Consider the following 12,500-nt stretch of genomic DNA (forward strand, 5'->3'; position numbering starts at 1 on the left):
GAGGTGGCAAGGCTTAGCGAGGTGCCAGTCGGATCGCGCCGTCCAGGCGGATCACTTCTCCGTTGAGCATGTCGTTTTCAAAGATGTGCTGCGCCAGCTTGGCGTAGTCCTGCGGTGTGCCCAGGCGGCTGGGGAAGGGCACGGAGGCGGCCAGCGAGTCCTGCACTTCCTGGGGCATGCCGAACATCATGGGCGTGCCGAAAATGCCCGGCGCAATCGTCATGTTGCGGATGCCGTTGCGAGCGAGGTCGCGGGCAATCGGCAAAGTCATGCCGACGATGCCGCCTTTGGAGGCGCTGTAGGCGGCCTGGCCGATCTGGCCGTCGTAGGCTGCCACGGAGGCGGTGGAGATCATCACGCCGCGTTCGCCGGTGGCCTCGGGCTCGTTCTTGCACATGGCATCGGCCGCCAGGCGGATCATGTTGAAGCTGCCGACCAGGTTAACGGTGATGGTCTTGTTGAACACGCCGAGGTTGTGCGCGCCGTTTTTGCCGACGGTTTTCTCGGCCGGCGCAATGCCGGCGCAGTTGACCAGACCCATGAGCTTGCCCATGGAGACAGCCTTGGCGACCACGGCCTGACCGTCGGCTTCCTGGCTGACATCGCATTTGACAAAAGCACCGCCGATGTCCTTGGCAATGGTTTCGCCTTTTTCAACCTGCATGTCGGCAATGACCACCTTGCCGCCCTTGGCCGCCAGCATGCGTGCCGTGCCTTCGCCGAGGCCCGATGCGCCGCCGGTGACGATGAATACTTTGCCTGCGATGTCCATGAAAATTCCTTGGGAAGATGAAGAAGAGGGGGATGTTGCGGAGTTGACGTGAACGTCAACGTCAACTCCGATTATCGGGCATAAAAAAAGCCCAACCATCGTTCAACGGTCGGGCTTTTTCGATGAGCGCTGCTCTCTTTTCAAGCAGGGGCCCCGGGTCCGGCTCTGCCGGCCTGCAGGCGCAGCGCCCCTTTATTCCGTGCAAGGGGCAGCGAGCTGCCGCAGGCTCGAAGCGAGCGAACGTGGGGGCGTTATTTGTAGCCGACCCGGTCCAGCATCTGCTGCACCTTGACCTGGTTGCCGCCAATCACGCTGATCGGGATGGTTTCAGACTTGAAGCTGCCGCCTGTCATGGCTTGCAGCGCGGGGTTGCTGACCTTCACGCTAGCCACCGCGGGCCACTCGTTGTTGCCGTTGGCAAAGTAGTTCTGCGCGTCGGGGCTGGCAAGGTATTCCATGAACTTGACCGCGTTGGCACTGTTCTTGGCATTTTTGGCGACGGCTGCGCCTGCGATGTTCACATGCGTGCCCCAGGACTGCTGGTTGGGGAACACCACTCCGACCTTGTCTGCGATGGCTTTGTCTTCTGGCGTGGACGATCGCATGATGCGGGCGAGGTAGTAGGTGTTGGTGATGGCAATGCCGCATTCACCGCTGGCTACGCCTTTGATCTGGTCGGTGTCGCCGCCCTTGGGTGGGCGGGCCATGTTGGCCACCATGCCCTTGAGCCACTCTTCGGCTTTGGCTTCGCCGACGTGCTCGGTGACCGCGCCGAACAGCGACAGGTTGTAGGGGTGGGTGCCCGAGCGTGTGCACAGCAGGCCCTTGTTCTTCGGATCGCCCAGCTCTTCGTAGGTGTCGACGTCGGCCTTCTTGACCTTGATCTTGTCATAAACGATGACGCGCGCGCGGGTGGAAAAACCAAACCAGGTGGTGCCTTCGGGCGTGGCCTGGGCACGCAGTTGCGCGGGGATGGCCGCTTCCAGGGCCGGCGACTTGATGGGGCGGAACAGGCCGTCGCTGTCGCCTTTGGCCAGGCGGGCGGCGTCGACCAGCAGAATCACGTCGGCGGGCGAGGCCGCGCCTTCGGCTTTCAGGCGCGCAAGAATGCCGGCGTCGTCAGCGTCCACACGATTGATCTTGATGCCCGTGGCCTTGGTGAAATTGCTGTAAAGCGCCTCGTCTGTCTGGTAGTGGCGGGCAGAATAGAGGTTGACAACCTGGTCCTGCGCAAGGACGCCGCCCGCAGAGCCAAGGGAGATGGCAGCGGCTGCAAGGCAGGCCAGAGACGAAGCTTTTTTGTACATGTCTTTAGTTTGTGAAGGTTGGAATGCGATTGAGTTTAATACAAACGCGAATTGTTCTCAATATCTTTGCGTTTTCGATTAGAGGCATTTTTCGGGCAGCGTTGATGCGGCGCAAACTCGCGCTTGTCGGCAGCGCGCTCGGGGTGGCGCTTCTGGCTGGCTGCGCCGGGATCAAAACAGCCCCTGGCGGCGCGGTACCGCCGGTTTTGCCGCCTATTGCCGATACCGGCACGCAGCGGCCGCTGCGCCTGGGGCTGGCGCTGGGTGGCGGCGCGGCGCGTGGTTTTGCCCATGTGGGTGTCATCGCGGTGCTGGAAGAGGCCGGACTCAAACCTTCGGTGGTGGTGGGCACTTCGGCTGGCAGTCTGGTGGCGGCGCTTTACGCCAGCGGAAAAACCAGCGCCCAGCTGCAGCAGACGGCCCTGAACATGGAGGAAGTGGCCATCACCGACTGGATGCTGCCCATCTTTGGCCGTGGCATGTTTCGCGGCGAGGCGCTGGGCCGGTATGTGAACGAGCTGGTCGCGGGGCGGCTTATCGAAAACATGGCGATCCCGCTGGGCATTGTGGCGACCGACCTGAACAGTGGCCGGGCGGTGCTGTTCCAGCGGGGGGACACGGGCACGGCGGTGCGGGCGTCCAGCGCGGTGCCGGCGGTGTTTGTGCCGGTCAAGATCAATGGGCGCGAGTATGTGGACGGCGGCTTGGTATCGCCTGTGCCGGTGCGTTTCGCGCGCCAGATGGGTGCCGACGTTGTGGTGGCGGTCGATATCTCCAGCCCGCCAGAGGCCAACCCGGCCGATGGCACGCTGCAGATCCTGCTGCAGACCTTTGCCATCATGGGCAAAAGCATCAACCAGTACGAGCTCAAGGATGCTGATGTGGTGGTGCAGCCCTCGCAACTGGGCCTTAAAAGTGCCGACTTTTCAGCCCGCCAGCGCGCCATTGATGCGGGCAGGGCGGCGATGCTGGCTGCGCTTCCGGCGTTGCGGGCGAAGATGGAGTCCATACGGGCGGCCGCTCGCTGACACTCTGTTTTTGATAGCTGTCTCGCCCCATTCCACAAGGGCGTAAGCCATTTTTGACGCAAAAAAAAGCCTGATTTTGCAATCAGGCTTTAAGGGGTCCGTGAAACTGGATTTCTGGAAGGACCCGAGGAGACAACTGGCTGGAGCGGGGCTCCAATGGTTGAATTATCGGAGCCACACCCCTGATTGGGTAGAGCCGGCACTCCAGAGGAAAACTTTGCAGCTTCCCGTTTGCCAGGCTCTGGCTTGAATCAGCTGGCGGTCAGGCCGGCAAATTCAAGCCCTGGGCATTAACGCTTTTTCGAAGCTGTCTTCGAAGCGTTCACGGCAGTCGCGGTCACTGCGGTGATGTTGGCTTCGGCCATGTCGCTGGCTTGCTTGACGGCTTTCTGGACCGACTCGAAAGCGTTGTTGGCAGCGGCGACGGCGCTTTTCATGACGGCAACAGCGGTTTCGGAACCGGCTGGTGCGTTTTTGGCGGCGCTGTCAACCAGGCCCATGAACTTGGCTTGGACTTCAGCAGCCTGGCCTTCAAATGCCTTGCCGACTTCAGCACCGGTACCGGTGGCGATGTCGTACAGGTGACGGCTGTAAGCGGCTGTTTTTTCAGCCAGGGGCTGCATCAGGCTCGCTTGCAGGGCCAGCAGTTCTTGTGCGTCTTTGGCACCCAGAACGGATTGGGTGTGGTTGGCGGTTTCAGCCAGGGCAGCCTTGGAGGCCTGCACATTCAGTTCAACCAGTTTCTCAACGCCTTCGAAGGCTTTGCTGGTCAGACCAAACAGGGTTTCGACGTTTGCTTTGTGGGAAGCCATAACTTGTTCAGCGGTCAACATATTCAAATCTCCAATATAGGTGGGTTAAAACTCAAGTAGTTGCTCTGCTGGACAATCTGCTGGCCTTCTCTGGCGATTGCTGCACTGCAACATAACTGAAGTATAGGGATAACCCGGGAGATTGCAAGCGCTTTTTGCTGCAGTGCAGCATTTTAGGGTTGAAGCCCTAGGAGCCTTGGCGTGCGACAGCAAGGCCCCCGGACAATCTGGTCAGTAGCGGAGCTGCCCTTCGTTGTCGATGATCGCCATTTCCACATAGGACGAGCCGTTGTGGGATTGCGGCGAGTATTTCGCGACAAACCGCCCGAAACTTATTTCCCCTGCCGCTTCCATGGCCTTGATGAAGGACTCGGTGGTCAATGAACGTCCCGCCCTGCGCAGCCCCTCAACCAGCAGCTTGGCATGCACAAATCCCTCGAATTGCGAGGCGGAGGGCTTGGCGCCCGGTGTTGTTTCGCGGAGCAGTTTCAGGTATTCGGCCACCACGGGGATGGTCGCGTTGCGCAGCGACGGCATGATTTGCGTCAAGACGATCCCGCGCGCCTGTTCTTTAAGCTCGCGGTTGATGACATCCAGGCTCGCCACTGAAAACCCGTAAAAATTAGGTTTGATGGAAGTCTGCTGGACCGCTTTGATGTAGCTGGTGAACGTCGTTCCTGCCGTGCCCAGGATCACGGCCTGTGGCTGAGCCTTCTCGGTGGCGGCGGCAGCAGCAGCAAAGTCCGGCTTGGCTGGATCGATCTTTGTTTCAACCACGAAGGTGATTTTTTCGAGGGTTGCGGCCAGGCGCAATTCGGCGAGAAGGGTTTTGCCAAGTCCGTCGTCTTGGTAGAACACTGCAATGCGCGAAATGCCCATCTGTTTCAACTGCGAAAGAATGCGCCGCGCTTCATTGGCGTAGCTGGCCCGCACGTGGAAGAGGTAGGGATTGAACTTGTCCCTGAACGCTGAAGCCCCCGTCACCGGGCCGAAGGCGATGGTCCGGGTTTCTTCCAGCAGCGGCAGGATGGCACCGGTTTGTGCGGTGCCGGTGCTGTTGTAGATTATGAAGACGTTGTCTTCCTCTATCAGCTTTCGGGTGTTTTCAACGGCGCGTTTGACGTCAAAAGCGTCGTCGAGCGTGACGTAGCTGATCTTGCGGCCATGCACGCCGCCTGCGGCATTGACCGCATCGAAGTACAGCCGTGAGCCCACGCCGTAGTCCTTGGTCTGCGGCCCCAGCGGACCGCTGAGAACGGCCGAGGCGCCGAGCCGGATTTCGATTGGGGTGACGCCCTTGTCACTTGCAAGTGCATGAGCGCCGGTGGTGAGCATCAGTGCAATGAAGATGGAACGAAACATGTTTGTCTCCTTGGGAACGTTTGCCGTGTCTTGGCTGGTGTCTTATCTGTTATCTCTGCTGCCGAATTTCATCTAAGCGTCGTTGCCTGCATGGCTTTTCCCATGACCGCGGTGATCCAGTCCTGACGCCAGACCCTGCGGCAGCACGTCCCGAAACAGGCTGGTGAGCTGCAGCAGCTTTTTGACTGCGCGCTCCTCGCCGTGGACGCTTGCCAGAACTGCCATCAAATCGCCTCGCAGCGCCCACAGGCCTTGCGCATCTTCCGCATGGTGGATGCGCCTTTCGAGCCGGTGTTGCCTGTCACCGCTGCTGCTGCCGTCGTCAAGGGCTGCGAGCATCGAGGAGCGTATTTTTTCAATCGTGACCGCTTGTTCTGCATCCCCGAGCCGGGGTGACTTCAGGCCTTGCGCACGGGCTGTGGGGTTTGGTGTAAGCCAGGACATGGTGTGCACTTTGGTGTGATTGAACGGCGGATCCTGATTGATCAGTGAGTCACGAAGCAGAAAGAGTTCTTTATGGTTATCAAACATAGCTATTTTGTATAACTAAAACAAGAGACCATTCCCTTGTTAACACTTAGGAGTTACCCTTGTAATACCGCCTCAGGTCGGTTTTTCCGCGTTGCGGGTGAAGGACCCGTCTGGCTTATCTGCCTTCGAATTACCTTGCAAGCTTTTTACGCCGACAACTTTGTGCTGCCTCTGCCCCCGGGGAACCGGTTTCCCATGGCCAAGTACCAGCGCCTGCGGGACCGCGTGGCTCGGGAGTTGCCGGAGGTGAGCATGGGTGTGGCACCACGCGCCAGCGACGGTGAACTGGCGCTGGCCCATGCCCCGGCATACATTCAGGCCGTGGCCGACGGAACGCTGGATGCGATGGCGATGCGCGAGATAGGCTTCCCCTGGAGCCCGGAAATGGTCGAGCGCTCGCGCCGCTCGGCCGGTGCGACCATTGCGGCGGCTCGTGCCGCTTTGGGCTTGGGTGGACGAGGGGAGGGCGTGGCCGGCAACATGGCGGGCGGTACCCACCATGCGTCCAAAAACAAGGGTGGGGGTTTTTGCGTCTTCAATGATGCTGCCGTTGCCACCCGCCTCATGCAGGCCGAACATGCGCGCGCGCGCCTGCGGAACGTACCTGCGCTTCAAGTGGCCATCATTGACCTGGACGTGCACCAGGGCAATGGAACAGCCAGCATCTTCAGCACAGACCCCAGCGTTTTCACACTTTCCCTGCATGGGCAGAAAAACTTCCCTTTTCGCAAAGAGGCGAGCAATCTGGATGTGGACCTGCCTGACGGCTGCACTGACGATCCTTACCTGCAGGCGCTGGAACATGCGCTCGACGAACTCGATCGGCGCTTCCAGCCGGGCCTGGTGATTTACCTTGCAGGGGCGGATCCCTTCGAGGGCGACCGGCTGGGGCGGCTCAAGCTGAGTTACGACGGCCTGGAGGCCAGGGACCGGCGCGTCTTTGACTGGGCCTGGCAGCGCCGCATCCCACTGGCCCTTGCGATGGCCGGTGGATATGGAGTCAACATCGACGAGACCGTGCAGGTCCAGATCAATACCTACCGTGTTGCGCTCGAGTACTGGAAACGCTGGAATTCCTGACGGGCGGGCATGAGGGGATAGCTGCTACATTGCCCCAGGGCCGTCACGGCCAGGAACAAGAACAAAACTCAGCAGCACAAGAAAAAGCATGGCGCCTGTCCCCGACGCTCTGGAAAAAAAGCCCGCCGGCCGCGTGCTGGTGCTGGGCGGCACCGGCTTCATCGGCCGCCATGCCGTGGCGGCACTGCATGCCGCAGGGGCGCTGGTCGCGATAGGCAGCCGCCACCCCACGCGCCATGAAAGCGCCTATCCATTTGCTGCCTTGCGGCTTGCGCGTTTCGAGCAGCTGCTGCAGCCAGGCGCATGGGCTGGTCTGCTGGAAGATATCGACGTAGTTGTCAATTGCGTGGGAATCCTGCGCCAGAGGCCGCATGAGTCTTACGACCATGTGCATCACTGCGCGCCCGCTGCTCTGGCCGTGGCCTGTGCGCAAGCCGGCATACGGCTGATCCACACGTCTGCCCTCGGTTTGCATGAGAGCGCCAGGAGTCGTTTTTTGTCCAGCAAGCTGCTTGGTGAGCGCGCCATACGGGCTTCGGCCTGCGACTACAGCCTGGTGCGTCCTTCCCTGCTGGATGGCGAGGGAGGATTCGGCGCCCGCTGGTTGCGCGGCCTGTCGCGCTCCCCGTTTCACTTCATTCCCCGCGGCGCGCGCGGCGGCATTGCCGCGATGACTGCCGACGACCTGGGAAAGGCGTACGCCGCGCTGGCTGTCCTGCCTTCATTGGCCGGGCACCGGGACGTCGAGCTGGGCGGTGTTCATCACTACGGCTACGCCGAGTATTTGCGCGAATTGCGTAGCTGCTACACGGGTTCCAGGGCGCTCCAGCTTCCCTTGCCCGACTGGATGGCTCGCCTGGGCGCGCATCTCTGCGATGCGCTGCATTTTTCGCCGTTTTCTTTCGGTCACTGGATTTTGCTGCAACGGGACAATGTTCCCGTGCCCAACCGGCTGCCCGAACTGCTGGGACGGGCGCCCAGTCCGATCAGGCCGGCAAGCGACCGCGGGCCCGGCACCTTGCGCGCTGGCAAAATAGGGCCTCATGACCTCATCGACACGTCCTCAAGCCGAGCCTCGTAGCGCTTACCGGATCTTTCGCCCCATCGGCACGCGCTGGTCCGATAACGATGTGTATGGCCATGTCAACAACGTCGTGTATTACAGCTGGTTCGATACGGCGGTCAATGGCTACCTGATCGAGTCCGGCGCGATAGACATCCATGACGGCGCTGTGATCGGGCTGGTGATCGAGACGCAGTGCAACTATTTTTCGCCCCTGTCTTTTCCGCAACCCGTGGTCGCGGGGATCCGCGTGGCACACGTGGGCTCGTCCAGCGTGCGTTACGAGGTGGGGCTGTTCGCCGGGCCGGAGAGCGAGGCCCTGAGCGCCGCCAAAGGCCATTTCATTCATGTGTATGTTGACCGGCAGACGCGCCGCCCCGTGCCCCTGCCGCCCCGGCTGTTGACTGTATTGGAGACCCTCAAGTGACCGAAGCCCTGAATGCTGTGGATGCCGCCATCCACAGCCGTATGTCAACGCGCGCATTCCTGCCCAAAGCCGTACCGCGTTCCACTCTTGAGCATCTGCTGGAAATAGCCAGCCGTGCGCCCTCTGGCACCAATACCCAACCGTGGAAGGTGTATGTGTTGCAGGGCGCCAGCCGCGACAGCCTTGCGGACAAGGTTTGTGCAGCCCATGACGCCATCCGCGCCAATCCCGAGCTTGCGGCCGAATACAGGGAAGAGTACGACTACTACCCTGAAAAGTGGGTGTCCCCCTATATCGACCGGCGCCGTGAAAACGGCTGGGGCCTTTACGGCCTGCTCGGTATAGGCAAGGGTGACAAGGACAAGATGCATGCCCAGCACCAGCGCAACTACCGGTTTTTCGATGCACCGGTTGGCCTGATGTTCACGCTGGACCGCGTGATGGGCCGCGGCAGTTTGGTGGACTACGGCATGTTCATGCAAAACATCATGGTGGCTGCCCGCGGCCATGGGCTCCATACCTGTCCGCAGGCGGCCTGGAATGGCTTTGCCAAAATCATCCTGCCGCACGTTGGTGCAGGCGACGACGAAATGCTGGTGTGCGGCATGGCGTTGGGATATGCCGACGAAACAGCCCTGGTCAATACCTTCCGCACGCCGCGCGTGAGCCAGCAGGCCTTCACGACCTGGCTGGAATGAAAGGCCCCCACGGTCGCGCACTTCGTGTCGCTTCCTGCCCCCCGAGGGGGCCGCTGCGCCTGCGGACTGGCGAAGCCAGATCCGCGGCCCCTGCTTGTATGAAGAGGGGGCACGTCTGTCATCGTGCTGGCGCTCTATCGCCTCCTGAACGTGCCTCCGTAGTGCCACTTGCGGGTAAAGTCAGGGGTTCGCGCAAAAGCGCATCTTCCCCCCATTTTTTGAAAGACTTTTATGGCACTGACCACCACCCCCTCTGGCCTCCAATACGAAGACACCGTGCTTGGCACCGGTGCGATTGCAAAAGCTGGCCAGAACGTCCGCGTGCATTACACCGGCTGGCTGTACAACGATGGCGTGCAGGGCGCCAAGTTCGATTCCAGCAAGGACCGTGGTGACCCGTTCCAGTTTTCGCTTGGCGCGGGTCAGGTGATCAAGGGCTGGGACGAAGGCGTGCAGGGCATGTCGGTGGGCGGTACGCGCCGCCTGGTGATTCCGGCCGAACTCGGTTATGGCGCCCGCGGCGCCGGTGGCGTGATTCCGCCGAACGCCACGCTGCTGTTCGAAGTCGATTTTCTGGGTTAAGTATTCTGTGATTCCACGCGGCCCGGGCACTTCCAGAAATTCAGTTTTTTGGGATGAAGTGCAAGGCGCGCGGCGCGGAGGATACCGGAATGCACTTGGGTGCATGAGGATTCCGAGCACCGCGCAACGAAGCAATTCGCCCAAAAAATGGATTTATGGAGGTGCCCGACCATGATCATCACCAGCCTGCTTGACACCGACCTGTACAAGTTCACCATGATGCAGGTGGTGCTGCACCAGTTTCCGGGCGCCCAGGTCGAGTACCGTTTCAAGTGCCGCAACGCCGGTGCATCAGGGGTGAGTGATCTCGCGCCCTATATCCGCGAAATCCGTGAGGAAATTCGCGCGCTGTGCAGCCTGCATTTTCAGGACGCCGAACTGTCTTACCTGCGCGGCATGCGTTTCATCAAAAGCGACTTTGTCGACTTTCTGGGCCTGTTCCGCCTCAACGAAAAATACGTCAGCGTGAAGGCACTGCCTTCCGGTGAAATCGAGGTCGTGATCGAAGGGCCGTGGCTGCACACCATCCTGTTCGAAATTCCGGTGCTGGCCATCATCAATGAGGTTTATTTCCGCAACACGCAGAAGCTCGCCGATGTGATGGAAGGGCGCAAGCGCCTGGACGCCAAGATCGGGCTGCTGAAAGCGGAAGGCCTGGCCACCCTGAAGATTGCCGACTACGGTACGCGCCGCCGCTTTGGCCAGGCCTGGCACGAAGAAGTGCTGCGTACCCTGATTGCGCGCCTGGGCGCCGGTAGCGAGGGGCAGTTCGCCGGGACCAGCAATGTGCTGTTCGCCATGAAGCTGGGTCTGACGCCGCTGGGCACCATGGCCCACGAGTATCTGCAGGCCTGCCAGGCCCTGGGGCCGCGCCTGCGGGACAGCCAGGTGTTTGGCTTCGAGTCCTGGGCCAAGGAGTACCGCGGCGACCTGGGCATTGCGCTTAGCGATGTCTACGGCATGAGCGCTTTCCTGCGCGACTTCGACCTCTATTTCTGCAAGTTGTTCGATGGCGCGCGTCACGACAGCGGTGATCCTTTTGCCTGGGGTGAGCGCCTGATCGAGCACTATCGCAAAAACCGGGTGGACCCCAAAACCAAAACCCTGATCTTCAGTGATGCGCTGACGGTGCCGCGAATCATCGAGCTCTACCAGCAGTTCAGGGGCCGTTGCCAACTGGCCTTCGGGATAGGTACCAACCTGACCAATGACCTGGGGTACGAGCCCCTGCAGATCGTCATCAAGATGGTGCGCTGCAATGGCCAGCCGGTGGCAAAACTCTCGGATACACCCTCCAAGAACATGTGCGATGACGAGAAATACCTGGCCTACCTGCGTCAGGTTTTTGACATTGCCTGACCTGATAATGAGGGGTGAACGGCCGCTACCGGGGCCCGCAATAACAATGGAGACACCATGAAAACTTCACGCTGGGCCGCAGCCGCGACCCTGTTTTTTTTGGCGCCAGGCCTGGCACTGGCCGCCGACTTTGATGGAAGCCGGCTTTCGCCGCTTTGGGGCGTGCCGTTTGCCGGGCTGCTCCTTTCGATCGCTGTCCTGCCGCTGTTGGTGCCGTCGTTCTGGCACCAACATTTTGGCAAGGTGTCCGCAGCCTGGACGCTGGCTTTTTTTCTCCCATTTGCCTTCATGTTCGGCCCTGCGCTTGCCGGGACCAGCCTCGTGCACGCGCTGGCGGCTGAATACATTCCCTTCATCATCCTGCTGACCGCTTTGTTCACGGTGGCGGGCGGCATTTTCATCAGAGGCAATCTGCACGGCAGTCCCATGCTTAATGCGGGTCTGTTGCTCATTGGCGCCGTGCTCGCCAGCTTCATGGGCACCACAGGTGCGTCCATGCTGATGATCCGGCCGCTGATCCGGGCCAACGACAACCGCAAGCATTCCGCCCACATTGTTGTCTTCTTTATTTTCATCGTGTCCAATGCCGGCGGCTCGCTCACGCCCCTGGGGGATCCTCCACTGTTCCTCGGCTTCCTGAAGGGCGTGGATTTCTTCTGGACGGTCAAGCACATTTTTCCGGAAACACTTTTTCTGATCGGTAGCCTGCTGGTCATTTTTTATCTGCTTGACAGCTGGTACTACAAGAAGGAAGGTGTGCAGCCGGTCGACCCGACCCCCGACACACCGCGTCTGGGGTTTGACGGCAGCCTCAACTTTGTGCTGCTGGTCTGTGTGGCCGGCCTGGTGTTGCTCAGTGGCATCTGGAAGTCAACCGTGGCCTTCGATGTTTTTGGTACCGAGGTAGGCTTGCCCGGCCTGGTGCGTGACGCCGGACTGATTGCCATCACCTTCCTGTCCCTGAAGATCACCGCGGACAAGGTTCATGAAGACAACCAGTTCTCCTGGGGACCAATGGCCGAGGTGGCCAAGTTGTTCGCCGGCATTTTCCTGACCATCATCCCGGTGATAGCCATGCTCAAGGCGGGCACCAGTGGGCCTTTCGGTGCCGTGGTTTCTGCCGTGACCCGTCCAGACGGACAGCCAGATCCTGCGATGTACTTCTGGGCTGCGGGTGCCTTGAGCTCCTTCCTGGACAACGCGCCGACTTACCTGGTGTTTTTCAACACCGCAGGGGGGGACCCGGCGGTATTGATGACCACCCTGGCGCCCACGCTGGCCGCCATTTCAGCCGGTGCGGTGTTCATGGGCGCCAACACCTACATCGGCAATGCACCCAACCTCATGGTCAAGGCCATCGCTGAAGACCGTGGCGTGAAGATGCCCAGTTTCTTTGGCTATATGGCATGGTCGGGCGCGGTGCTGATACCCCTGTTTATCCTGATGACCTTCATCTGGTTCCGGTAAATTCATTCAGGC

General features: G+C 60.5%; 13 protein-coding genes. 8 read left to right on the forward strand and 5 right to left on the reverse strand.

Annotated elements, in window-relative coordinates:
- Positions 1-13: 13 nt before the first annotated feature.
- Both B0B52_RS02035 and B0B52_RS02040 read right to left on the reverse strand, forming a co-directional pair.
- Complete coding sequence (locus B0B52_RS02035; protein ID WP_077591940.1) at positions 14-772, reverse strand: 3-hydroxyacyl-CoA dehydrogenase; 759 nt, start codon at positions 770-772, stop codon at positions 14-16.
- A gap of 251 nt (positions 773-1,023) precedes the next feature.
- Positions 1,024-2,079, reverse strand: a complete 1,056-nt coding sequence (locus B0B52_RS02040) for an extracellular solute-binding protein (RefSeq protein ID WP_077591941.1) — start codon at positions 2,077-2,079, stop codon at positions 1,024-1,026.
- 104 nt (positions 2,080-2,183) lie between these two features.
- Between B0B52_RS02040 and B0B52_RS02045 the strand changes: the two genes are divergently transcribed.
- Positions 2,184-3,107 (forward strand): patatin-like phospholipase family protein, encoded by a 924-nt coding sequence (locus B0B52_RS02045; RefSeq protein ID WP_077591942.1) that lies wholly within the window; start codon positions 2,184-2,186, stop codon positions 3,105-3,107.
- Positions 3,108-3,397: 290 nt separating this feature from the next.
- On the opposite strand, the gene phaP is transcribed toward B0B52_RS02045, so the two are convergent.
- From phaP to B0B52_RS02060, 3 genes are all read right to left on the reverse strand, one after another.
- Positions 3,398-3,940 carry a TIGR01841 family phasin gene (gene phaP, locus B0B52_RS02050; protein ID WP_077591943.1) on the reverse strand — a complete coding sequence of 181 codons (543 nt, stop codon included), beginning with the start codon at positions 3,938-3,940 and terminating at the stop codon, positions 3,398-3,400.
- Between the two features lie 210 nt (positions 3,941-4,150).
- Positions 4,151-5,281, reverse strand: coding sequence for an ABC transporter substrate-binding protein (locus B0B52_RS02055; protein ID WP_077591944.1), 1,131 nt, complete (start codon positions 5,279-5,281; stop codon positions 4,151-4,153).
- 72 nt (positions 5,282-5,353) lie between these two features.
- Positions 5,354-5,725, reverse strand: a complete 372-nt coding sequence (locus B0B52_RS02060; protein WP_139351782.1) for a hypothetical protein — start codon at positions 5,723-5,725, stop codon at positions 5,354-5,356.
- A gap of 282 nt (positions 5,726-6,007) precedes the next feature.
- On the opposite strand from B0B52_RS02060, the gene B0B52_RS02065 reads away from it, so the two are divergent.
- The 7 genes from B0B52_RS02065 to B0B52_RS02095 all read left to right on the forward strand — a co-directional run bounded on the left by B0B52_RS02065 (position 6,008) and on the right by B0B52_RS02095 (position 12,488).
- The gene (locus tag B0B52_RS02065) at positions 6,008-6,892 is read left to right on the forward strand and encodes a histone deacetylase (protein ID WP_077591986.1); all 885 of its coding nucleotides are present in this window, start codon (positions 6,008-6,010) and stop codon (positions 6,890-6,892) included.
- An 88-nt stretch (positions 6,893-6,980) separates the two neighbouring features.
- Positions 6,981-7,973 (forward strand): NAD(P)H-binding protein, encoded by a 993-nt coding sequence (locus tag B0B52_RS02070; RefSeq protein WP_077591946.1) that lies wholly within the window; start codon positions 6,981-6,983, stop codon positions 7,971-7,973.
- On the forward strand, positions 7,936-8,382 hold the full coding sequence (locus tag B0B52_RS02075) for a thioesterase family protein (RefSeq protein WP_077591947.1): 447 nt from the start codon (positions 7,936-7,938) through the stop codon (positions 8,380-8,382). The genes B0B52_RS02070 and B0B52_RS02075 overlap by 38 nt, the downstream gene beginning before the upstream one ends.
- A 41-nt stretch (positions 8,383-8,423) precedes the next feature.
- The gene (locus tag B0B52_RS02080; protein ID WP_077591987.1) at positions 8,424-9,080 is read left to right on the forward strand and encodes a nitroreductase; all 657 of its coding nucleotides are present in this window, start codon (positions 8,424-8,426) and stop codon (positions 9,078-9,080) included.
- Between the two features lie 231 nt (positions 9,081-9,311).
- On the forward strand, positions 9,312-9,662 hold the full coding sequence (locus B0B52_RS02085; protein WP_077591948.1) for an FKBP-type peptidyl-prolyl cis-trans isomerase: 351 nt from the start codon (positions 9,312-9,314) through the stop codon (positions 9,660-9,662).
- A gap of 171 nt (positions 9,663-9,833) precedes the next feature.
- Positions 9,834-11,021 (forward strand): nicotinate phosphoribosyltransferase, encoded by a 1,188-nt coding sequence (gene pncB / locus B0B52_RS02090; RefSeq protein ID WP_077591949.1) that lies wholly within the window; start codon positions 9,834-9,836, stop codon positions 11,019-11,021.
- Positions 11,022-11,078: 57 nt separating this feature from the next.
- The gene (locus B0B52_RS02095) at positions 11,079-12,488 is read left to right on the forward strand and encodes a sodium:proton antiporter (RefSeq protein ID WP_077591950.1); all 1,410 of its coding nucleotides are present in this window, start codon (positions 11,079-11,081) and stop codon (positions 12,486-12,488) included.
- The last annotated feature ends 12 nt before the right edge of the window (positions 12,489-12,500 follow it).

The sequence above is a fragment of the Polaromonas sp. A23 genome (genome assembly GCF_002001015.1).
GTDB lineage: Bacteria > Pseudomonadota > Gammaproteobacteria > Burkholderiales > Burkholderiaceae_C > Polaromonas.